Annotated in this window: 18 protein-coding genes, 2 tRNA genes and 1 rRNA gene; 17 read left to right on the forward strand and 4 right to left on the reverse strand. The window is 58.1% G+C overall.

What is annotated here, in order from left to right:
* The 7 genes from rrf to yjfF all read left to right on the forward strand — a co-directional run.
* Positions 1-92 (forward strand): 5S ribosomal RNA (gene rrf / locus CYR55_RS15150); the annotation flags it as partial.
* A 79-nt stretch (positions 93-171) separates the two neighbouring features.
* A tRNA-Asp gene (locus tag CYR55_RS15155) sits at positions 172-248 on the forward strand.
* Between the two features lie 8 nt (positions 249-256).
* A tRNA-Trp gene (locus tag CYR55_RS15160) sits at positions 257-332 on the forward strand.
* 447 nt (positions 333-779) lie between these two features.
* Positions 780-1,736, forward strand: coding sequence for a galactofuranose ABC transporter, galactofuranose-binding protein YtfQ (gene ytfQ, locus CYR55_RS15165; protein ID WP_101817223.1), 957 nt, complete (start codon positions 780-782; stop codon positions 1,734-1,736).
* Positions 1,737-1,814: 78 nt separating this feature from the next.
* Positions 1,815-3,320, forward strand: coding sequence for a galactofuranose ABC transporter, ATP-binding protein YtfR (gene ytfR, locus CYR55_RS15170; RefSeq protein WP_101817224.1), 1,506 nt, complete (start codon positions 1,815-1,817; stop codon positions 3,318-3,320).
* Between the two features lie 9 nt (positions 3,321-3,329).
* Positions 3,330-4,349, forward strand: a complete 1,020-nt coding sequence (ytfT, locus tag CYR55_RS15175) for a galactofuranose ABC transporter, ATP-binding protein YtfT (RefSeq protein WP_101817225.1) — start codon at positions 3,330-3,332, stop codon at positions 4,347-4,349.
* Entirely contained in the window at positions 4,349-5,347 is a 999-nt protein-coding gene (yjfF, locus tag CYR55_RS15180; RefSeq protein WP_101817226.1) for a galactofuranose ABC transporter, permease protein YjfF, read from the forward strand. The genes ytfT and yjfF overlap by 1 nt, the downstream gene beginning before the upstream one ends.
* Here the strand turns inward: yjfF and hdfR are convergent.
* Entirely contained in the window at positions 5,344-6,171 is an 828-nt protein-coding gene (gene hdfR, locus CYR55_RS15185) for an HTH-type transcriptional regulator HdfR (protein ID WP_101817326.1), read from the reverse strand. The genes yjfF and hdfR overlap by 4 nt on opposite strands.
* A 119-nt stretch (positions 6,172-6,290) precedes the next feature.
* Here hdfR and CYR55_RS15190 point away from each other — a divergent pair, with 119 nt between their 5' ends.
* Entirely contained in the window at positions 6,291-6,629 is a 339-nt protein-coding gene (locus CYR55_RS15190) for a MaoP family protein (RefSeq protein ID WP_101817227.1), read from the forward strand.
* A 38-nt stretch (positions 6,630-6,667) separates the two neighbouring features.
* On the opposite strand, the gene CYR55_RS15195 is transcribed toward CYR55_RS15190, so the two are convergent.
* The gene (locus CYR55_RS15195; RefSeq protein WP_101817228.1) at positions 6,668-8,191 is read right to left on the reverse strand and encodes a YifB family Mg chelatase-like AAA ATPase; all 1,524 of its coding nucleotides are present in this window, start codon (positions 8,189-8,191) and stop codon (positions 6,668-6,670) included.
* Positions 8,192-8,513: 322 nt separating this feature from the next.
* Here CYR55_RS15195 and CYR55_RS15200 point away from each other — a divergent pair, with 322 nt between their 5' ends.
* The 7 genes from CYR55_RS15200 (at position 8,514) to ilvA (ending at position 16,461) form a co-directional block, all read left to right on the forward strand.
* A complete protein-coding gene (locus tag CYR55_RS15200) occupies positions 8,514-9,770 on the forward strand; it encodes an MFS transporter (protein ID WP_101817229.1) in 1,257 nt (418 codons plus the stop codon).
* A gap of 133 nt (positions 9,771-9,903) precedes the next feature.
* The gene (ilvL, locus tag CYR55_RS15205; RefSeq protein WP_072931242.1) at positions 9,904-10,002 is read left to right on the forward strand and encodes an ilv operon leader peptide; all 99 of its coding nucleotides are present in this window, start codon (positions 9,904-9,906) and stop codon (positions 10,000-10,002) included.
* Positions 10,003-10,143: 141 nt separating this feature from the next.
* A complete protein-coding gene (gene ilvG, locus CYR55_RS15210; RefSeq protein WP_101817230.1) occupies positions 10,144-11,790 on the forward strand; it encodes an acetolactate synthase 2 catalytic subunit in 1,647 nt (548 codons plus the stop codon).
* Positions 11,787-12,044: an acetolactate synthase 2 small subunit gene (gene ilvM / locus CYR55_RS15215; RefSeq protein ID WP_101817231.1), complete on the forward strand. Its 258-nt coding sequence runs from the start codon at positions 11,787-11,789 to the stop codon at positions 12,042-12,044. The genes ilvG and ilvM overlap by 4 nt, the downstream gene beginning before the upstream one ends.
* Positions 12,045-12,065: 21 nt before the next feature.
* Positions 12,066-12,995 (forward strand): branched-chain amino acid transaminase, encoded by a 930-nt coding sequence (locus CYR55_RS15220; RefSeq protein ID WP_101817232.1) that lies wholly within the window; start codon positions 12,066-12,068, stop codon positions 12,993-12,995.
* Between the two features lie 67 nt (positions 12,996-13,062).
* Positions 13,063-14,913 (forward strand): dihydroxy-acid dehydratase, encoded by a 1,851-nt coding sequence (ilvD, locus tag CYR55_RS15225; protein WP_101817233.1) that lies wholly within the window; start codon positions 13,063-13,065, stop codon positions 14,911-14,913.
* 3 nt (positions 14,914-14,916) lie between these two features.
* Positions 14,917-16,461: a threonine ammonia-lyase, biosynthetic gene (gene ilvA / locus CYR55_RS15230; protein ID WP_101817234.1), complete on the forward strand. Its 1,545-nt coding sequence runs from the start codon at positions 14,917-14,919 to the stop codon at positions 16,459-16,461.
* Positions 16,462-16,542: 81 nt separating this feature from the next.
* Here the strand turns inward: ilvA and ilvY are convergent, their stop codons facing one another.
* Positions 16,543-17,424, reverse strand: a complete 882-nt coding sequence (ilvY, locus tag CYR55_RS15235) for an HTH-type transcriptional activator IlvY (RefSeq protein WP_101817235.1) — start codon at positions 17,422-17,424, stop codon at positions 16,543-16,545.
* Between the two features lie 188 nt (positions 17,425-17,612).
* On the opposite strand from ilvY, the gene ilvC reads away from it, so the two are divergent.
* A complete protein-coding gene (gene ilvC, locus CYR55_RS15240) occupies positions 17,613-19,091 on the forward strand; it encodes a ketol-acid reductoisomerase (RefSeq protein ID WP_101817236.1) in 1,479 nt (492 codons plus the stop codon).
* Positions 19,092-19,152: 61 nt separating this feature from the next.
* Here the strand turns inward: ilvC and ppiC are convergent, their stop codons facing one another.
* The gene (gene ppiC / locus CYR55_RS15245; protein WP_101817237.1) at positions 19,153-19,434 is read right to left on the reverse strand and encodes a peptidylprolyl isomerase PpiC; all 282 of its coding nucleotides are present in this window, start codon (positions 19,432-19,434) and stop codon (positions 19,153-19,155) included.
* Positions 19,435-19,605: 171 nt separating this feature from the next.
* Between ppiC and rep the strand changes: the two genes are divergently transcribed.
* Positions 19,606-21,627, forward strand: a complete 2,022-nt coding sequence (rep, locus tag CYR55_RS15250) for a DNA helicase Rep (protein ID WP_101817238.1) — start codon at positions 19,606-19,608, stop codon at positions 21,625-21,627.
* Positions 21,628-21,645 lie beyond the last annotated feature (18 nt).

Genomic DNA, 21,645 nt, shown 5'->3' on the forward strand with positions numbered 1-21,645 from the left:
CCACCTGACCCCATGCCGAACTCAGAAGTGAAACGCCGTAGCGCCGATGGTAGTGTGGGGTCTCCCCATGCGAGAGTAGGGAACTGCCAGGCATCAAATTAAGCCTGTCGAAAGACAGGCAAGTGACACCGGTTAACAGAATGACCTCTCTGTTAACGTAAAAGAATCGGTGGTGCGGTAGTTCAGTCGGTTAGAATACCGGCCTGTCACGCCGGGGGTCGCGGGTTCGAGTCCCGTCCGCACCGCCACCCTATTTAGGGGCGTAGTTCAATTGGTAGAGCACCGGTCTCCAAAACCGGGTGTTGGGAGTTCGAGTCTCTCCGCCCCTGCCAGATAAAAACCCTTCGTGAAAGCGAAGGGTTTTTTTTCGTCTATCGATCGGCAATAGCATTTCTTTCCTTCTCTTTCTCCTTTTATGATTCCTTCCTCTCTCCCTTTATTCTGAATCCCTTTTTTCCTCGGCTTGTTTTTTAGGCGCATGTTTTACGGCATCCGACATAATGCCTTAAGCGGAATCGTTCCCTTTTCAGGCTATTTTTGCTGAAGATATGTACAAAATAATTGTTATATGGGGATGTGATCAGGCTCATTATTCATTTCTTCCAATGTACTACAACTAAGCATCATCCTGAGTCAGTGCGTCTTTGAAATGGGCAGGGCTGAGCCCACCCATGTTGCCTGAAGCCAGAACGCCAGGCCCTCACTGAGCGATGAAATGTCTGCTGTACCCCCACATCACAATAACAGCGTAGCCAAAGACTACCCGCGAGGAGAACAATATGTACAGGCGATTACTGATAGCGGCCGCCGTAGCGTCCACGCTCTGTGGAGCAGCGCAGGCTGCCCCGTTGGTTGTAGGTTTTTCCCAGATAGGATCAGAATCAGGATGGCGCTCCGCAGAGACAAAAGTCTCAAAGCTGGAGGCAGAGAAACGCGGTATTACCCTGAAAATTGCCGACGCGCAGCAAAAACAGGAGAACCAGATCAAAGCGATTCGTTCATTCATTGCTCAGGGTGTTGATGCTATTTTCATTGCTCCCGTCGTCGCCACCGGCTGGGCCCCTGTATTAACCGAAGCGAAAGAGGCCAATATTCCGGTCTTCCTGCTCGACCGTACGATCGAAGTCAGTGATCCCTCACTCTATACCGCAGCTATCGCCTCAGACAGCGTGCATGAAGGCGAAGTAGCAGGCCAATGGCTGGTGAAAGAAGCCGCAGGTAAGCCATGCAACGTGGTGGAATTACAGGGCACAGTAGGAGCCAGTGTCGCCATCAACCGTAAAAAAGGATTTGCCGAAGGTATTGCTTCAGCACCAGGTATCAAGATTATCCGTTCCCAATCCGGTGACTTCACCCGCAGTAAGGGCAAAGAGGTCATGGAAAGCTTCATTAAGGCAGAGCAAAACGGCAAAAACATTTGTGCGGTTTACGCGCACAACGATGATATGGCCATTGGCGCTATCCAGGCCATCAAAGAAGCCGGTCTGAAGCCGGGTTCACAGATCAAAATCGTTTCTATTGACGGCGTGCCTGATATTTACAAAGCCATGTTGAATGGTGAGGCCAATGCCTCCGTCGAGCTGACCCCAAATATGGCCGGCCCAGCGTTTGATGCACTGCTGGCGATGAAGAAAGACGGCACCCAGCCGCCAAAATTTATCCAGACGGCCTCTACGCTGATGCTGCCGGATACAGCGCAAAAAGAGTATGACCAAAAGAAAAGCATGGGCTACTGAGTGCTGAGCCGGCACCCCTGCGGTGCCGGTTTTTTTCACGGTATGTTGCACTGACACCAGGGCGCACAGAGGTAAGCAATGGAAAATCCGCACACTGAACCTTTGCTTGAGATTCGCGGCTTATCCGTTGAATTCCCGGGCGTGAAAGCATTACAACAGGTTGATTTTACGCTGAACCGTGGCGAGATTGTGGCGCTGCTGGGAGAAAACGGCGCGGGTAAATCAACACTTATTAAAGCACTCACCGGCGTCTATCGTCGCTCAGAAGGAACCATCCGGCTCGAAGGGCAGTTGATTGATCCCGTCAGCACTGCTCAGGCACAAGCGCTCGGCATTGGTACGGTTTATCAGGAAGTGAATTTGCTGCCGAACATCTCTGTTGCAGCCAACCTGTTTATCGGCCGGGAGCCAACCCGTTTTGGCATGGTTAACCAGGCGCGCATGGAACACCAGGCACAAACATTGCTGGAAGGCTATGGCCTGCATCTGGATGTCAGCCAGCCGTTGTCCATCTATTCCATCGCGATACAGCAGATTGTGGCCATTGCACGCGCGGTTGATCTGTCAGCAAAAGTGCTGATTCTGGACGAACCGACCGCCAGCCTGGACGCCAAAGAAGTCAGCATGTTGCTGGAGATCCTGGTGCAACTGCGCGATCGCGGTGTCGCGATGATTTTCGTCACCCATTTCCTCGATCAGGTCTACCGCATCAGCAACCGCATCACCGTGCTGCGCAATGGCGCGCTGGTCGGCACCCGTGCCACTGCGGAACTGCCCCGTTTGGAACTGGTACAGATGATGCTGGGCCACAGTTTTGATGAGGCGTTGCTGAAACGGGCCGACCATGCGCCGGCGCAGGGCGCACCATGGGTAGAGTTTAAAGATTACGGCCGCCGTGGCGTGGTGGAAAATTTTGACCTTGCGGTACGTCCTGGGGAAATTGTCGGGCTGGCAGGATTACTGGGTTCCGGCCGCACGGAAACGGCACAACTGATTTTTGGTATCAGAAAATATGACTCCGGCCGGGCGAAAGTGCAGGGGCGGGCGGTCAAGGTGACGACCCCGCGTAAAGCCGCCCGGCTCGGTTTTGGTTATTGCCCGGAAGATCGCAAGACTGACGGCATCATAGGGGCGGCGACGGTGCGTGAAAATATTATCCTCGCCCTGCAGGCGCAGCGGGGATGGTTACGCCCGATTCCGTTTAAGGAGCAACAGCAGATTGCGGCGGAATTTATCAAACTGCTCGGCATCCGCACCCCCGGGCCGGAACAGGAGATCCAGTACCTTTCCGGCGGCAATCAGCAAAAAGTCCTGCTTTCCCGTTGGCTGGCGACCCGGCCCAAATTCCTGATCCTTGATGAACCCACACGCGGCATTGACGTCGGTGCCCATGCGGAAATTATCCGGCTGATTGAAAAGTTGTGCGCTGATGGGCTGGCGCTGTTGGTGATCTCATCAGAACTCGAGGAACTGGCCGGGTATGCAGATCGCGTGGTGGTCCTGCGTGACCGGCGGCATATCACCACGATTGAGCATGATGAGATCAGTGTCCCGTCTATTATGAAAGCCATTGCTGTGCAATAGGAGCCCGCCATGAACCACAGGAGCGTACCGATGACAGGCACTCCCCGCAAGATTCGCTGGGTTCTCCCCAAAGGCGCCACGCAGTTCGGCGCACTGGCGATTATTTTGCTGATAGACAGCCTGGTCGCCCCACATTTTTTCTCTGTTCACATTCAGGATGGCCGTCTGTTCGGCAGCCTGATCGATATTTTTAACCGTGGCGCGCCGGTTGCTTTACTGGCGCTGGGCATGACGCTGGTCATTGCCACCGGCGGCATCGACCTTTCGGTCGGCGCCGTGATGGCCATAGCCGGTGCTACCGCTGCCACCCTGACCAGTGCCGGGCAGCCACTGGCCGTGGTGCTGCCGGCGGCCTTGGCGGTGGGGGCACTTTGCGGGCTGTGGAACGGCTTTCTGGTGGCGGTTTTACAGATCCAGCCTATTGTCGCCACCCTGATGCTGATGGTCGCCGGGCGCGGTATTGCCCAGCTGATTACCCAGGGGCAGATCGTTACCTTTGATGGCGGCACCTTCTCCCATCTGGGTAGCGGCGCGCTTTTCTACCTGCCGATGCCGATCATCATCGCGGCCGTGATGTTACTGGCCGTATGGCTGCTGACCCGCAAAACCGCACTCGGGCTGTTTATTGAATCTGTCGGCATTAATCTGCGCTCCGCCTATAACGCCGGGGTGAATACCCGGTTAGTACTGGTTGCCGTGTATGTGATTTGCGGTATTTGTGCGGCAGTGGCTGGGGTGATTGTCACCGCTGATATCCGGGGGGCGGATGCCAATAATGCCGGATTATGGCTGGAGCTGGATGCGATTCTGGCCGTGGTGATTGGTGGCGGTTCGCTGCTTGGTGGGCGCTTTAACCTGCTGCTCTCGGTGATTGGTGCACTGATCATCCAGGGCATGAACACCGGCATTCTGCTCTCTGGTTTTAAACCGGAGTTTAACCTGGTACTGAAAGCGGTGGTGGTGCTGGCCGTTCTGGTGGTGCAGTCGCCGCGCGTCTCCCTGCGCGGCCTGTTACGGAGAAAACCCTGATGCTGAAACGCAATCTTCCCCTATTGATCACCATCGTGGTGTTTATCCTGGGGTATGGCTACTGCCTGACGCAATTTCCCGGCTTTGCTTCTACCCGTGTCATGGGCGATCTGCTGACCGACAACGCCTTCCTAGGCATAGTCGCGGTCGGTATGACGTTTGTTATCCTGTCCGGCGGTATTGATCTGTCGGTCGGCTCAGTGATTGCTTTTACCGGCGTGCTGCTGGCTAAACTGATTGGTGATATGGGCATTAACCCCTTTGCCGCATTTGGCATTGTGCTGGTGATGGGCGCATTGTTTGGCGGGCTGATGGGATGGATTATCGACACGCTGAAACTTCCGGCCTTTATCATTACACTGGCTGGTATGTTCTTTATCCGCGGGATGAGTTTCATCGTCTCTGAAGAGTCGATTCCCATTGATCACCCGGTCTACACCACACTTGCCAGCTATGCCTGGAAAATGCCGGGCGGCGGCCGCTTTACGTTGCTGGCGCTGGTGATGCTGATCGTGGTCGGGATGGGCATTGTGCTGGCGCACCGTACCCGCTTTGGCAATAACGTCTACGCCATCGGCGGTAATGCGCATTCGGCGGGCCTGATGGGCGTGCCGGTGCGTAGAACCACAATTTATATTTACATGCTCTCCAGCACCCTGGCGGTGCTGTCCGGCATTGTTTTTTCACTCTATACGTCGGCAGGTTACGCGCTGGCAGCCAGTGGCGTAGAGCTGGATGCGATAGCCGCCGTAGTCATTGGCGGTACCTTACTGAGCGGTGGCGTGGGCACGGTGCTGGGTACCCTGTTCGGAGTGATGATTCAGGGCCTGATTCAGACGTACATCACCTTTGACGGCACACTCAGTTCCTGGTGGACCAAAATTGTGATCGGAATTTTGCTGTTTGTCTTTATCGGTATGCAAAAAGGCATGAACGTCTTCTGGATTGCCCGGCGGGCCAGGTTGCGTCATCCTCGCCCCGACGCGGCAGCCTCTTAAACTTCTGTCTGTACCGGTGTTTTCAGCAACAGCCGGATTAAAGCATGTTGATCGCTGTTTTGCAGCCAGACGGCATACAGGGGGCGGACGAGGGTAGGGATATCGTCGTTCACCTCCAGTTTTGGGTAGAGGCGCGCCCAGTGGCTGGGCAAGAAAGCACATCCTCCGGTGGTTTCCACCAGTTGACGGGTCAGATAGGCAGACGTCGTGGTCAACATTGGTTCCTGGTCGTTCGAAATAATCCGGCTCTCATGCTGGGTAAAATCTGCGCCCCATTCCAGCCGGATGTAATTTTTGCGGGAGGGTGGGCCATTCTGCAAGCCGGTAAAAAGACGTAACGAAAAATTCCCCAGCAGCTGGCTGGCCAGCTCATCCATTTTCGGCTGTTCTGTGGTGATCAGCAGATCCAATTCCCGCTCATGCAACTGTTTGACCAGTGAATGGCGCAGGGCAACCCTGGCCTCCAGCTGTAACGCGTTATGCGTCTGGTAGAGGGTTTGCAGCCAGGGCGTGAGAAACGCCTCCCATAATGACGCCGTTGCCCCAATTGACAGCTCCGCATGTTGCAGGGAGCGCACCACCTCTTTCTTCGCCTGCTGCCAGGTGCTCATCAGGCTTTCCGCATACGGGAGCAGCCGCTCACCTGCCGGCGTCAGGCGGATATTATTGCGGTGACGGGTAAACAGATTGGCACCCAACTGGTTTTCAAGCTGACGGATACGGAAGCTTACCGCAGATTGCGTCAAATACAGTGATTCCGCCGCGCGACCAAAATGGCGAGTTCTACTGACCTCCAGAAAGGTTTTCAGTAATTCCGTGTCCACACCCATCTCCAAAATTTTTTGTCGTATAGATTTAAATGTTTTGTTTTACACAATGTCAAGCCTAACTAATACTCCGCGCCATAAACAGCACGGCCATGAATGAATTAGGAGCGTGTCAGATGGCGGAAAGCTTCACCACGACAAATCGTTTTTTTGATAACAAACACTATCCTCGCGGGTTCTCCCGCCACGGCGATTTCACCATTAAAGAGGCGCAATTGCTAGAGCGCCACGGCTATGCGTTTAACGAGCTGGATCTGGGAAAACGCGACCCGGTGACGGATGAAGAAGTGCAGTTTTTGGCAGTCTGCCGCGGCGATCGCGAGCCAACGACGGAAGCTGAAAAAGTTTGGACTAAATACGTTACCCGTATCCGCCGTCCGAAACGCTTCCATACTCTGTCGGGCGGCAAGCCGCAGATGGATACCGTCGAAGACTACACCGAAAGCGACGACTAATACTCAACGGGGCCAGTGGCCCCGTTTTTATTTGTCCGCTATTCACCCTGTTGGTGCAGTTTTAAGAGTAGTCGATCCATACAGCGATAGCTGAGCGCCTCTGCGAGATGTGAACGCTGAAGGGCAGGTTGCCCTGCCAGATCGGCAATGGTTCTTGCCACTTTCAAAATGCGGTGCCAGGCGCGTACCGACAACCCCAGCTTGGTTAATACGCTTTCCAGAAACTGCGCGTCTTCGGGCGACAGTGCGCAAAAGTGATCAATCTCATGGCTGCTGAGCCGTGCATTAATTTTTCCTGCCCGCGCCAGTTGTATTTCCCGCGCGGCCATGACCCGCTGCCGAACCTCCCGGCTCGGCTCTGCGGGCGGGCGAGTGCGGCTCAGGGTGCCCGGCGGCAGCAGCGGCACCTCAATCGACAAGTCAAACCGGTCGAGGAAAGGGCCGGAAAGGCGGCCGAGATAGCGTAATACCTGTTGGGACGACGTGCGGTGGTGAAGGCCCTGGTAATTGCCGGTCGGGCTGGGGTTCATCGCGGCGATCAGCTGCACCCGGGCCGGGAAACAGACTTTCGCCCGCGTGCGTGAAACGGCAATCTCCCCGGACTCCAGCGGCTCACGCAGTGCATCCAGTACCCGGCGCTCAAACTCCGGCAACTCATCCAGAAACAGCACACCATTGTGTGCCAGCGAGATCTCGCCCGGTCGCGGAAGGGAGCCGCCGCCGACCAGTGCCGCCATCGACGAGCTATGGTGAGGCGCGCGAAAGGGGCGCGCACGCCACGCACGCGCATTACCGCCTACTTCCACCAGGCTGGCGACCGCGCTGCTCTCCAGCGCCTCCTGATCGGTCAGCGGCGGCAATAACCCGTTCAGGCGGCAAGCCAGCATACTTTTCCCGGTGCCGGGCGGCCCAAGCAGCAACAGGTTATGGCCCCCGGCCGCGGCGATCTCCAGCGCTCGTTTCGCCTGCTCCTGACCAATAATCTCATTCAGATCGGGGGCATCACCCTCGGTCTCCTGTGCCGGCAACGGCTCCACCGCCGGTAACGTGGCATCGCCCGCCAGAAAGTGGCATACCTGCAACAGATCCCGCGCAATCAGCGCCTGTCCCGGTGCGATCAACGTCATTTCAGCGGCATTATCTGCGGGCAGGATGAGTTGCCGTCCGGCCTTCACCGCTTCCAGTGCTGCCGGAATGGCACCGTTGACCCCGCGTAAATCCCCCGAGAGCGCCAGTTCCCCCAGAAATTCATAGCGGGAAAGAGTATCTGCCGATAATTGCTCAGAGGCGACCAGAATGGCCAGCGCGATCGGCAGATCATAGCGGCCGCCCTCTTTAGGCAGATCGGCTGGGGCCAGGTTGACGGTGATGCGCTTAGCCGGAAAAGCGAAGCCGCTGTTAATCAGGGCGCTGCGTACCCGGTCACGCGCCTCTTTTACCGTGGTTTCCGGCAGGCCGACCAGCGTGAGGGCGGGCAGCCCGTTGCTGATATGCACTTCAACAGTGACGTCAGGGGCCTGTACGCCCAGAGTAGCGCGGGTCGCGATAACGGCCAGTGCCATAAAGCCTCCTTGCAAAAAGCGCATCATCGCGCCGTTGCCCGGTCAGTCATAGCCACAACATCCCAGACCGGAACCTGCCTGCCGGAAAAAAGCTGCATATCAGCCGGTTACCCGGTTTTCCTGAGAGGCGGATTCCAACAGGCAATACTCGCTAACAGATCCTCGCGCGCTGAAACAAATTAGCATCCTAATTATCTTGGCAGCGAGGCATCAGGCGTGTATTTAACAATTAGAAAACATCTAGCAGTAAAAAATAACATCTCAGGCGCGCCCTGTTCCGGGGCTGCACCCCTCACGCAGTACGCTATAAAAGGGATATCTCATGTTCGGATGGTCACCCCGGCAACGTAATGTTGCTATCGCCAGTTTTCTGAGCTGGACGCTGGATGCGTTTGATTTTTTTGTGCTGGTGTTTCTGCTCAGCGATCTCGCGCAGGCGTTCCAGGTCGATATCAAGCAGGTGACGCTGGCGATCTTACTGACGCTGGCGGTAAGGCCGATAGGGGCGCTGCTGTTTGGCCGGGCAGCGGAGCGTTTTGGCCGCAAGCCGGTGCTGATGGTCAATATTCTGTTCTTTTCGGTGTTTGAACTCTGTTCCGCTGCGTCGCCTTCCCTGACCTTTTTCCTGGTACTGCGCGTGCTGTATGGCGTCGCGATGGGCGGCATCTGGGGCGTGGCATCGTCACTGGCAATGGAAACCATCCCTGACCGCTCACGCGGGCTGATGTCCGGTATTTTCCAGGCCGGTTACCCGTTCGGCTACCTGCTGGCGGCGGTGGTTTATGGCCTCTTCTTTGACGCCGTTGGCTGGCGTGGCATGTTCATTATCGGCGCTGTTCCCCTGCTTTTACTGCCTTTTATCTACTTTTGCGTGCAGGAGTCGCCCGTCTGGCTCGCTGCGCGGGAGCGCCACGAGAGTACGGCGCTGCTGCCGGTTCTCAAAACACACTGGCGGTTGTGCGTCTACCTGGTATTGCTGATGGCGGCCTTCAATTTCTTCAGCCACGGCACGCAGGATCTCTACCCGGCTTTCCTGAAAGTTCAGCACGGTTTCACCCCACATATGGTGAGTATCATCGCCGTTTCCTACAATATCGCGTCCATTATGGGCGGCGTATTTTTTGGCGTGTTATCAGAAAAAATTGGCCGTAAGAAAGCCATTATTATTGCTGCGTTGCTGGCCTTGCCGGTGATTCCGCTGTGGGCGTTTTCCGGCGGCAGCTGGATGCTGGGGCTGGGTGCGTTCCTGATGCAATTCATGGTGCAGGGTGCCTGGGGCGTGGTGCCAAGTTACCTGACAGAACTGGTGCCGCCGAATACCCGGGCGGTATTGCCGGGCTTTGTTTATCAGCTGGGTAACCTGATCGCGTCGGTCAATGCCACGTTGCAGGCGTACATTGCCGAGAGCCATGGCGGCAATTATGGGCTGGCAATGGCCATCGTGGCCGGGACGGTCGCCATCGTGATTGCGGTGCTGGTGGCGTTTGGGCGCGATACCCGCGGGCAGGCGCTGAACCCTGAAGTTGCAAAAAATTCATCTGGCGAAAACGTGGCCACGCATTCGGGTGTGAGTAATTGATTTACAGGCTAATTATTTGAACTGCTATCACTGGCTGATGAATAGTCACGCAAAAAAAGTATTGTCATCGTTTAAGCGCCTGTGATAACTCTGTAGGCATTAATTCGACAGATGAAGAGTGTCAGACCCGTATATGAAAGCCCTGTTCCAGGTAGTTAGCCTAGTCGTGATTAGCGTGGTGGTGATTATTATCCCACCGTGCGGGGCTGCACTTGGACGAAGAAAGGCTTAGAAAACAAGTCTGAAACTGAAGAGAACCCCCGCACCGTAAGGTCCGGGGGTTTTTTTATGGCCAGTGAAAAGTGAAGCGAGGACAGAAGATGAACAACAGCATAATATTCTGCGCTTCCCGCAGTAAGGCGGGGGAATAACCATGAATGGTGCACAGTGGGTTGTACAAGCGTTGCGCGCACAGGAAGTGGACACGGTATTCGGCTACCCCGGCGGAGCCATCATGCCGGTGTACGATGCATTGTATGACGGCGGTGTGGAACACCTACTGTGTCGCCATGAGCAAGGCGCTGCGATGGCAGCGATTGGGTATGCCCGCGCCACCGGCAAAGTCGGGGTGTGTATTGCCACCTCCGGCCCCGGCGCGACTAACCTGATCACCGGGCTGGCCGATGCACTGCTCGACTCCATCCCGGTGGTCGCTATCACCGGGCAGGTGGGTTCGGCGCTGATCGGCACCGACGCCTTCCAGGAGATCGACGTTCTGGGCCTGTCACTGGCCTGTACCAAACACAGTTTCCTGGTGGAATCACTGGACGCGCTGCCGGGCATCATCGCTGAAGCGTTCGCCATTGCCGCTGGTGGCCGCCCCGGCCCGGTGCTGATTGATATCCCTAAAGATATTCAGCTGGCCATCGGCGATCTGACGCCGCACCTGATGCCGGTCGAAGAACAACAGGTTCACCCGGCCGCAGAACTGGCGCAGGCGCGTGAGATGCTGGCGCAGGCGCGTCAGCCGATGCTGTATGTCGGCGGCGGGGTGGGGATGGCGCAGGCCGTGCCGGCATTACGCGCCTTTATCGCTGAAACCGGCATCCCGGCAGTGGCGACCCTGAAAGGGCTGGGCGCACCGGATGCCGATCACCCGTGCTATCTCGGGATGCTGGGGATGCACGGTACCAAAGCGGCCAACCTGGCAGTGCAGGCGTGTGACCTGCTGATCGCGGTAGGTGCACGCTTTGATGACCGCGTCACCGGCAAACTGAATACCTTCGCCCCGCACGCGAAAGTCATCCACATGGACATCGACCCGGCAGAAATGAACAAGCTGCGTCAGGCGCATGTGGCGTTACAAGGCGACCTGAACACCCTGCTGCCGGCGCTGCAACAGCCGCTGGAGATTGACGGCTGGCGTCAGGAGATCATGGCGCTGAAGGCCGCCAACGGCTGGCGTTACGATCACCCCGGCGAGGCCATTTACGCCCCGCTGTTCCTGAAACAGCTTTCTGACCGCAAACCCACGGACACCATTGTCACGACCGACGTCGGCCAGCACCAGATGTGGACAGCCCAGCACATGACGTTTAACCGCCCGGAGAACTTCATCACCTCCAGCGGGCTGGGCACCATGGGCTTCGGCGTTCCGGCTGCGGTCGGCGCACAGGTGGCCCGCCCGGATGCCATGGTGATCTGCGTCTCCGGTGACGGCTCGTTCATGATGAACGTGCAGGAGCTGGGCACCATCAAGCGCAAACAGCTGCCGCTGAAAATCGTGCTGATCGACAACCAGCGGTTAGGCATGGTGCGCCAGTGGCAGGAGCTGTTTTTTGAGGGCCGCTTCAGTGAAACCAACCTGTCTGATAACCCCGATTTTCTGATGCTGGCTGCCGCTTTCGGCATTCCCGGCCAGCGTATCAGCCGTAAAGACGAGGTCGAGGCCGCCCTGGACGCCCTGTACCGCAGCGAGGGGCCCTATCTGCTCCAGGTTTCCATCGACGAAAACGAGAACGTCTGGCCGCTGGTGCCGCCGGGCGCCGGTAACGAATCCATGTTGGAGAAAATGTCATGATGCAACATCAGGTATCCATTCAGGCCCGCTTCCGCCCCGAAATGTTAGAACGCGTCCTGCGCGTGGTGCGGCACCGTGGTTTTCAGGTTTGCGCCATGAACATGGGCCACGCCGGGAACAGCGATAACGTGAATATTGAATTGACCGTTGCCAGCCAGCGGCCGGTGGATCTACTGTCTAGTCAGTTAAGCAAACTGATGGATGTCGCCTGCGTCGAAATCCAACAACACACATCACAACAAATACGCGCCTGAAGCGTCAGAAGGAAAAGAAGCATGACTAAGAAAGCGGATTATATTTGGTTCAATGGCGAGATGGTTCCGTGGGCAGAAGCCAAAGTACACGTAATGTCCCATGCGCTGCACTACGGCACTTCCGTCTTTGAAGGCGTGCGTTGCTACCAGACCAACAACGGCCCGGCGATTTTCCGCCACCGTGAACATATGCAGCGCCTGCGTGACTCCGCCAAAATTTACCGCCTGCCGGTTTCCCAGAGCGTGGATGAGCTGATGGAAGCGTGCCGCGCCACCCTGCGTAAAAACAACCTGACCAGCGCCTACATCCGCCCGCTGGTGTTTGTGGGCGATGTCGGCATGGGGGTGAACCCGCCGGATGACTACCAGACCGATGTGATCATCGCCGCCTTCCCGTGGGGCGCGTATCTGGGTGAAGAAGCGCTGGATCAGGGCATCGACGCGATGGTCTCCTCGTGGAACCGCGTGGCCGCCAACACCATCCCGACCGGCGCGAAAGCGGGCGGTAACTACCTCTCCTCCCTGCTGGTAGGCAGCGAAGCGCGCCGCCACGGTTATCAGGAAGGGATCGCGCTGGACGTACACGGCTATGTCTCTGAAGGCGCAGGCGAAAACCTGTTTGAAGTCAAAGACGGCATCCTGTTCACCCCGCCGTTCACCTCCTCCGCACTGCCGGGCATCACCCGTGACGCCATCATCAAGCTGGCGAAAGATCTGGGCATTGAAGTCCGCGAGCAGGTATTGTCGCGCGAATCCCTGTACCTGGCAGACGAAGTGTTCATGTCCGGCACCGCGGCAGAAATCACCCCGGTACGCAGCGTGGACGGCATTCAGGTTGGCATCGGCAAGTGCGGCCCGGTCACCAAACGCATCCAGCAAGCGTTCTTTGGCCTGTTCACCGGTGAGACTGAAGATAAATATGGCTGGCTCGATCCGGTCAACCCGCAGTAACGCATACTAGAAGAAACGGCAGGCGGTCGTTCCCCGCCTGCGTATCAGAATAACTGGAGTAATGAGCATGCCTAAGTACCGTTCCGCTACCACGACCCACGGCCGTAACATGGCCGGTGCCCGCGCGCTGTGGCGCGCAACCGGGATGACCGACGACGATTTCGGTAAGCCGATTATCGCGGTGGTCAACTCTTTCACGCAGTTTGTGCCGGGCCACGTCCACCTGCGCGATTTGGGCAAGCTGGTGGCAGAACAGATTGAAGCCTCCGGCGGTGTGGCCAAAGAGTTCAACACCATTGCTGTGGATGACGGCATCGCCATGGGCCACGGCGGCATGCTTTACTCGCTGCCTTCGCGTGAACTGATCGCGGACTCCGTGGAGTACATGGTCAACGCACACTGTGCGGACGCGATGGTCTGTATCTCCAACTGCGACAAAATCACCCCGGGGATGCTGATGGCCTCCCTGCGGCTGAATATTCCGGTGATCTTTGTTTCCGGCGGCCCGATGGAAGCCGGTAAGACCAAGCTCTCTGACAAAATCATCAAGCTGGACCTGATCGACGCGATGATTCAGGGCGCTAACCCGAAAGTCTCTGACGAAGAGAGCGCGCAGATCGAGCGCTCCGCCTGCCCGACCTGCGGCTCCTGTTCCGGCATGTTCACCGCCAACTCCATGAACTGCCTGACGGAAGCACTCGGCCTGTCACAGCCGGGCAATGGCTCGCTGCTGGCGACCCATGCCGACCGTAAAGAACTGTTCCTGAAAGCGGGTGAGCGCATCGTCAGCCTGGCGAAACGCTATTACGAGCAGGATGATGAGAGCGTGCTGCCGCGCAGCATCGCCAACAAGGCGGCATTTGAAAACGCCATGACGCTGGACATTGCGATGGGCGGCTCCACCAATACCGTGCTGCACCTGCTGGCCGCCGCGCAGGAAGGCGAAATCGACTTCACCATGACGGATATCGATCGCCTGTCGCGCAAAGTGCCGCACCTGTGCAAAGTGGCCCCGAGCACGCCGAAATACCATATGGAAGATGTGCACCGCGCCGGTGGCGTGATCGGCATCCTCGGCGAGCTGGATCGCGCCGGGCTGCTGAACCGCGAGGTGAATAACGTCCTGATGCAGACCCTGCCGCAGACGCTGGCTGAGTATGACGTGATGGTGACCGACAACCCTGAGGTGAAAAAGATGTTCGCCGCCGGCCCGGCCGGCATCCGCACCACCCAGGCGTTCTCGCAGGATTGCCGCTGGCCGACGCTGGACACCGACCGTAAAGAGGGGTGCATCCGCACCCGCGAGCACGCGTTCAGCCAGGACGGCGGGCTGGCGGTGCTGTACGGCAACATCGCGGAAGATGGCTGCATCGTGAAAACGGCCGGTGTAGAGAAAGAGAGCCTGACTTTCCGCGGCCCGGCCAAAGTGTACGAAAGCCAGGATGACGCGGTAGAGGCGATCCTCGGCGGCAAAGTGGTGGCGGGTGACGTTGTGGTGATCCGCTACGAGGGGCCGAAAGGCGGGCCGGGGATGCAGGAGATGCTCTACCCGACCACTTACCTGAAGTCGATGGGCCTGGGCAAAAGCTGCGCGCTGATCACCGATGGCCGCTTCTCCGGCGGCACCTCCGGCCTCTCTATCGGCCACGTCTCACCGGAAGCGGCCAGCGGCGGCCTGATTGCGCTGGTGCAGGATGGCGACATCGTCGACATCGACATCCCCGGCCGAAGCATCGCCCTGGATGTGGCAGACAGCGAACTGGCAGCGCGGCGTGAAACGGAAACTGCCCGCGGCGACGCAGCCTGGACGCCGAAAGCGCGTGTGCGTCAGGTCTCTTATGCTCTGCGGGCGTATGCCACGCTGGCGACCAGCGCCGACAAAGGCGCAGTCCGTGATAAGAGCAAGCTGGGAGGCTGATCCATGGCGGTATCACAACCTTTGCCCGATGCCCCCTGTGGCGCGGAGTACCTGAGAGCGGTGCTGCGCGCCCCGGTGTATGAGGTGGCGCAGGTCACCCCATTGCAGGTGATGGATAAAATTTCCGCCCGGCTGGGCAATACCGTGCTGGTGAAACGTGAGGATCGCCAGCCGGTACACAGTTTCAAGTTGCGCGGGGCCTATTCGATGATCGCCGGGCTGACGCAGGAAGAGAAAGCGCGCGGCGTGGTGACGGCCTCGGCCGGTAACCATGCGCAGGGCGTGGCACTCTCTGCCACGCGCGGCGGCATTAAGTCATTGATTGTGATGCCGGTGGCAACTGCCGACATTAAAGTGGATGCGGTGCGCAGCTTCGGCGGCGAAGTGCTGCTGCATGGAGCTAATTTTGATGAGGCGAAAGCGCGGGCGATTGAGCTGTCACAGCAGCAGGGCATGACGTTTGTGCCGCCGTTTGACCACCCGGCGGTGATCGCCGGGCAGGGCACGCTGGCGATGGAGCTGCTGCAACAGGACGCCCACCTTGACCGGGTCTTCGTGCCGGTAGGCGGCGGCGGGCTGGCGGCCGGCGTGGCAGTGCTGATTAAGCAGCTGATGCCGCAGATCAAAGTGATTGGCGTGGAAGCGGCGGATTCCGCCTGTTTACGCGCCGCGCTGGATGCCGGTGAGCCGGTGGATTTGCCGCGTGTCGGGCTGTTTGCCGAAGGCGTGGCGGTGAAGCGCATCGGCAATGAAACCTTCCGGCTCTGCCGGGAGTATCTCGACGACGTCATCACCGTGGACAGCGATGCCATCTGCGCCGCAGTGAAAGATCTGTTTGAGGATGTGCGGGCGATTGCCGAGCCCTCCGGGGCGCTGGCGCTGGCCGGGCTGAAGAAATACGTGCAGCAGCACAACATTCAGGGCGAGCGGCTGGCGCATGTGCTGTCAGGAGCCAACCTTAACTTCCACGGCCTGCGTTATGTCTCGGAGCGCTGTGAGCTGGGCGAGCAGCGTGAAGCGCTGCTGGCGGTGACCATTCCGGAGCAGAAGGGCAGCTTCCTGAAGTTTTGCCAGCTGCTTGGCGGCCGCTCGGTCACGGAGTTCAACTACCGCTATGCCGATGCCGACAACGCCTGCATTTTCGTTGGGGTACGGCTGACGCGCGGCCACCTGGAGCGGCAGGAGATCCTCGACGATCTCGGTGCCGGGGGCTACAAAGTGGTGGATCTTTCAGATGACGAAATGGCCAAGCTGCATGTGCGCTATATGGTGGGCGGCCGCCCCAGCAAGCCACTGCGCGAACGCCTTTACAGCTTTGAGTTCCCGGAATCACCCGGCGCACTGCTGAAATTCCTGCATACCCTCGGTACCCACTGGAATATCTCCCTGTTCCATTACCGCAGCCACGGCACCGATTACGGCCGGGTGCTGGCGGCGTTTGAGCTGGGCGAGCAGGAGCCAGAGTTTGACCGTCACCTGACGGCGCTCGGTTACGATTGCCACGACGAAACCAACAACCCGTCATTCCGCTTTTTCCTGGCGGGCTAGCGTTGCTTAATACCGTGAACGGGTCGCTCAGACGGCCCGTTTTTTTTGCTATTCTCGTTTGCGCTACAGCTCTCGTTTGCGCTACAGCAATCCCCAAAACGCCTCAATCAGCGTTTCGCTCAGCCGTTTCTTTTGCACGCAGACCCCCAGTTCAAATGGCGCGACCAGCGAAATATGGTCCAGCACCGAAATGCGGCTGCGCACCGGCTCCGGGCTGTTATCCAGCACCACATCCGGGATCAGCGCGATGCCGCATCCCAGCGCCACCATCGACACAATCGCCTCATGCCCTGACACCGTGGCGTAAATCTGCGGGTTGGTGATGTGATGGCGGCGGAACCATAAATCGATGCGGCGGCGCGCCGGGCCATGCTCCGGCAGGATAAACGGAATCTGTGACCAGTCGGGCTGCGGCTCAGAGGCCTGGCTGCGTACCGTACCCGGCAGCGCCGGGGCGATCAGCACCAGCGGGATCTCGCCGATTTTGGTAAAGCCGATGCTGGAAGGCAGAGATTCCGGCCGCCCGGCGATGCCGAGATCGGCCTCATTGGACTGCACTTTCTGCACCGCGTCGGCGGCATCGCCGGTGGTCAGCTTGATCTCCACCAACGGGTATCTGGCACGGAAGCGATCGAGGATCGGCGGCAGGTGGCTGTAAGCCGCCGTGACTGAACAGAACAGCCGCAGCTCGCCGGTGAGCGTCGGCCCTTTCTGCCCCAGCGCATGGCGCAACTGCTGATACTGCAACAAGGTGTGCTGGGCGAACCCGCGCACCTGTTCACCCGCATCGGTGAGTTGCACGGTGCGGTTATCACGCAGGAACAGCGGCTGGCCGATGCTCTCCTCCAGCCGCTGGATCTGGCGTGACAGCGTAGACGGGCTGACGTGCATCGCTTTAGCGGTGCGGCCGAAGTGGCGGCTCTCGGTCAGGTGCAGGAACAGTTTCAGGTCACGGATATCCATAGGGCAGTCGTCAGGTTCCAAAAAGGGATGTGAAGGCGGTCACATGTTGCAGTTTCTGCAATGACAGATTCGTAATATATCAATTTAAGCAATGCGCGGCATAGCCTATAGTAGATTTCAACGAATTCCCCCCCACAGAGAGGGGGAAGTGAAAAAAACAGCGAACACAACATCAACGGAGTCTTACCATGGCTAATTACTTCAACACCCTGAACCTGCGCCAGCAGCTGGCCCAATTGGGTAAATGTCGCTTTATGTCCCGCGACGAATTTGCCGACGAAGCCGGCTACCTGAAAGGGAAAAAAGTGGTGATTGTGGGCTGTGGTGCTCAGGGCCTGAACCAGGGCCTGAACATGCGCGACTCCGGCCTGGACATCGCCTACGCCCTGCGTCAGGAAGCGATTGACGAAAAACGCGCCTCCTGGCGTAAAGCCACAGAAAACGGCTTCAAGGTCGGTACCTATGAAGAGCTGATCCCGCAGGCCGATCTGGTGGTTAACCTGACCCCGGACAAGCAGCACAGCGCGGTGGTGAAAGCTGTACAGCCGCTGATGAAAGATGGCGCGGCGCTGGGTTACTCCCATGGCTTCAATATCGTGGAAGTGGGCGAGCAGATCCGTAAAGACATCACCGTGGTGATGGTGGCGCCGAAGTGCCCCGGCACCGAAGTGCGTGAAGAGTACAAACGTGGCTTTGGCGTACCGACGCTGATTGCCGTTCACCCGGAAAATGACCCGAAAGGCGAAGGCATGGCGATCGCCAAAGCCTGGGCTGCCGCTACCGGCGGCCACCGTGCCGGCGTGCTGGAGTCATCCTTCGTGGCAGAGGTGAAATCTGACCTGATGGGTGAGCAGACCATTCTGTGCGGTATGTTGCAGGCCGGTTCGCTGCTCTGCTTCGACAAGCTGGTCGCAGACGGCGCTGAGCCGGCCTACGCGGAAAAACTGATTCAGTTCGGCTGGGAAACCATCACCGAGGCGCTGAAACAGGGCGGCATCACCCTGATGATGGACAGACTCTCCAACCCGGCAAAACTGCGTGCCAATGCACTGTCTGAACAGCTGAAAGGCATCATGGCGCCGCTGTTCCAGAAACATATGGATGACATCATCTCCGGCGAATTCTCCAGCGGCATGATGGCAGACTGGGCAGCAGACGATGTGAAACTGCTGACCTGGCGTGAAGAGACCGGTGCGACCGCGTTTGAAAATGCGCCGCAGCAAGAGGGTAAAATTGCTGAGCAGGAGTACTTCGACCACGGCGTGCTGATGATCGCAATGGTGAAAGCCGGGGTAGAACTGGCCTTCGAAACCATGGTGGACGCCGGTATCATTGAAGAGTCCGCGTACTACGAATCCCTGCACGAGCTGCCGCTGATCGCGAACACCATCGCCCGTAAGCGCCTGTATGAGATGAACGTGGTGATCTCCGACACCGCAGAGTACGGCAACTACCTGTTCGCCAACGCGGCCGTGCCGCTGCTGAAAGAGAAATTCATGGCCTCGCTGCAAACCGGCGACCTGGGTCAGTCCGTGGCGGGTACCTCGGTGGACAACGCGCAACTGCGTGACGTTAACGAAGCGATCCGCAACCACCCGATCGAATCCGTGGGCCGCAAACTGCGTGGCTACATGACGGACATGAAACGCATCGCGGTTGCCGGCTAACCGCAGCGGAAACAGAAAAGGGCGACATCATGTCGCCCTTTTTTATGCCTGTCGCCGCCGATCAGTTGCGGTACAGCACCTTGATAATGTGGTAACCAAACTGGGTTTTTACCGGCCCGTAAGGTTTCAGCAATTCGCAGCTGAACACTGCTTTGTCAAAGGACGGCACCATGTCGCCTTTGCGGAATTCACCCAGCGAGCCGCCGGCACGCTTGGACGGGCAGGTAGAATGCTTGCGGGCCAGCTCCTGGAAGTCGGCACCTTGCGCCAGTTTATCCAGAATGTCGTTGGCCTGTTGTTCGGTATCGACCAGGATATGCAGTGCAGACGCAGTATTCGCCATAATAAAGCCTTTTTTACGAAATGAATGTCAGCGCCTACTCTACCACCCGCCGCGCCGGATGTGGACAACCCGCCGGTTTACCGTGCCATAATCCGAAAGTAAAGGCGGTCAATCTCCGCCCGCCTTTCTGATACAATCGCCGCCCGTCCATCTCTTGAGCAAAATAGCGCCATGCGATTAAACCCCAGCCAACAACACGCCGTCGAATTTGTCACAGGACCTTGCCTGGTTCTGGCCGGGGCCGGCTCCGGAAAAACCCGGGTGATCACCAACAAAATCGCCCACCTGATCCGTGAGTGTGGCTATCAGGCACGCCATATCGCCGCCGTGACCTTTACCAACAAGGCCGCGCGCGAGATGAAAGAGCGTGTCGCCCAGACCATGGGCCGCAAGGAGGCGCGCGGGCTGATGATTTCTACCTTCCATACGCTGGGGCTGGAGATTATCAAACGTGAATATGCCGCACTCGGCATGAAATCCAACTTCTCGCTGTTTGACGATCAGGATCAGCTGGCGCTGCTGAAAGAACTGACCGAAAAATGGCTGGAAAATGACAAGACGCTGCTCCAGCAACTGATCTCCACGATCTCAAACTGGAAAAACGATCTGGTCGATCCGCAGGGCGCGGCAGGCCGGGCACGTTCCGAGCGCGAAAAGCTGTTCGCCCACTGCTACAGCCTCTACCACGATCATCTCCGCGCCTGTAACGTGCTGGACTTTGACGACCTGATCCTGCTGCCGACGCTGCTGCTGCAACGCAATGAGGAAGTGCGTGAGCGCTGGCAGCAGCGCATCCGCTACCTGCTGGTGGATGAATACCAGGACACCAACACCAGCCAGTATGAACTGGTGAAATTGCTGGTGGGCAACCGTGCACGCTTTACCGTGGTGGGCGATGACGATCAGTCGATCTACTCCTGGCGCGGCGCGCGGCCGCAGAACCTGGTATTGCTGAAAGAGGATTTCCCGGCGTTGCAGGTGATCAAGCTGGAGCAGAATTACCGCTCGACCGGGCGCATCCTGAAGGCTGCCAATATTCTGATTGCCAACAACCCGCATGTGTTTGAGAAGCGGCTGTTCTCCGAGCTGGGCTACGGCGAGGCGCTGAAAGTGGTGACCGCCAATAATGAGGATCACGAAGCGGAAAGGGTGGTCGGCGAGCTGATCGCCCACCGCTTTGTGCGGAAAACCCAGTACAGCGACTATGCGATTCTGTACCGGGGTAACCACCAGTCGCGGCTGTTTGAAAAGATGCTGATGCAAAACCGCATCCCGTACCGGATTTCCGGCGGCACCTCGTTCTTCTCCCGGCCGGAGATTAAAGATTTACTCGCCTATCTGCGCATTCTGACCAACGAAGGGGATGACAGCGCGTTCCTGCGCATCGTCAACACGCCGAAACGTGAAATCGGCCCCGCGACGCTGCAAAAGCTGGGCGAATGGGCCAACCAGCGCAATAAAAGTTTGTTTGCCGCCAGTTTCGATCTGGGGCTGGGCCAGTACCTGACCGGGCGCGGGCTGGAATCCTTACAGCGCTTTACCCACTGGCTGAAAGGCGTGGCGGACCTGGCTGAACGTACCCCGGTGGCCGCGGTGCGTGACCTGATCCACGGCATCGACTATGAAAGCTGGCTCTATGAGACCTCGCCCAGCGCCAAAGCCGCCGAAATGCGGATGAAGAACGTCAACCAGCTGTTCAGCTGGATGACCGAAATGCTGGAAGGCACCGACCTCGATGAGCCGATGACGCTGGCTCAGGTGGTGACGCGCTTTACCCTGCGCGACATGATGGAGCGCGGCGAAAGCGATGAGGAGCTGGATCAGGTTCAGCTGATGACGCTGCACGCCTCGAAGGGGCTGGAGTTCCCCTACGTCTTTTTGGTCGGCATGGAAGAGGGCTTGTTGCCGCACCAGAGCAGCATCGATGAAGAGAACGTGGACGAAGAGCGCCGCCTGGCTTACGTCGGCATTACCCGCGCGCAAAAAGAGCTGGTGTTTACCCTGTGCCGCGAACGCCGTCAGTATGGCGAGCTGGTGCGCCCGGAGCCAAGCCGTTTTCTGCTGGAGTTGCCGCAGGACGATCTGGCGTGGGAGACGGAACGCAAAGTGGTCAGCGCGGAGGAGCGGATGCAGAAAGGACAGTCCAGCCTGGCAAATATCCGCGAAATGCTGGCAAAAGCGCGCGGCGGCTGACGCCGCACTACGTAAACG

The organism is Chimaeribacter californicus (assembly GCF_002858675.1).
Lineage (GTDB): Bacteria > Pseudomonadota > Gammaproteobacteria > Enterobacterales > Enterobacteriaceae > Chimaeribacter > Chimaeribacter californicus.

What these genes read in the sequence shown, in the direction of transcription:
- yjfF (WP_101817226.1), top strand. Translation starts at nt 4,349, where the DNA reads ATGCTGAAACGCAATCTTCCCCTATTGATCACCATCGTGGTGTTTATC.
- ppiC (WP_101817237.1), bottom strand. Translation starts at nt 19,434, where the DNA reads ATGGCGAATACTGCGTCTGCACTGCATATCCTGGTCGATACCGAACAA.
- ilvC (WP_101817236.1), top strand. Translation starts at nt 17,613, where the DNA reads ATGGCTAATTACTTCAACACCCTGAACCTGCGCCAGCAGCTGGCCCAA.
- rep (WP_101817238.1), top strand. Translation starts at nt 19,606, where the DNA reads ATGCGATTAAACCCCAGCCAACAACACGCCGTCGAATTTGTCACAGGA.
- ilvM (WP_101817231.1), top strand. Translation starts at nt 11,787, where the DNA reads ATGATGCAACATCAGGTATCCATTCAGGCCCGCTTCCGCCCCGAAATG.
- ilvG (WP_101817230.1), top strand. Translation starts at nt 10,144, where the DNA reads ATGAATGGTGCACAGTGGGTTGTACAAGCGTTGCGCGCACAGGAAGTG.
- ytfT (WP_101817225.1), top strand. Translation starts at nt 3,330, where the DNA reads ATGAACCACAGGAGCGTACCGATGACAGGCACTCCCCGCAAGATTCGC.
- CYR55_RS15190 (WP_101817227.1), top strand. Translation starts at nt 6,291, where the DNA reads ATGGCGGAAAGCTTCACCACGACAAATCGTTTTTTTGATAACAAACAC.
- ilvA (WP_101817234.1), top strand. Translation starts at nt 14,917, where the DNA reads ATGGCGGTATCACAACCTTTGCCCGATGCCCCCTGTGGCGCGGAGTAC.
- CYR55_RS15200 (WP_101817229.1), top strand. Translation starts at nt 8,514, where the DNA reads ATGTTCGGATGGTCACCCCGGCAACGTAATGTTGCTATCGCCAGTTTT.
- ilvL (WP_072931242.1), top strand. Translation starts at nt 9,904, where the DNA reads ATGAAAGCCCTGTTCCAGGTAGTTAGCCTAGTCGTGATTAGCGTGGTG.
- ytfR (WP_101817224.1), top strand. Translation starts at nt 1,815, where the DNA reads ATGGAAAATCCGCACACTGAACCTTTGCTTGAGATTCGCGGCTTATCC.
- ilvD (WP_101817233.1), top strand. Translation starts at nt 13,063, where the DNA reads ATGCCTAAGTACCGTTCCGCTACCACGACCCACGGCCGTAACATGGCC.
- ilvY (WP_101817235.1), bottom strand. Translation starts at nt 17,424, where the DNA reads ATGGATATCCGTGACCTGAAACTGTTCCTGCACCTGACCGAGAGCCGC.
- CYR55_RS15195 (WP_101817228.1), bottom strand. Translation starts at nt 8,191, where the DNA reads ATGGCACTGGCCGTTATCGCGACCCGCGCTACTCTGGGCGTACAGGCC.
- CYR55_RS15220 (WP_101817232.1), top strand. Translation starts at nt 12,066, where the DNA reads ATGACTAAGAAAGCGGATTATATTTGGTTCAATGGCGAGATGGTTCCG.
- ytfQ (WP_101817223.1), top strand. Translation starts at nt 780, where the DNA reads ATGTACAGGCGATTACTGATAGCGGCCGCCGTAGCGTCCACGCTCTGT.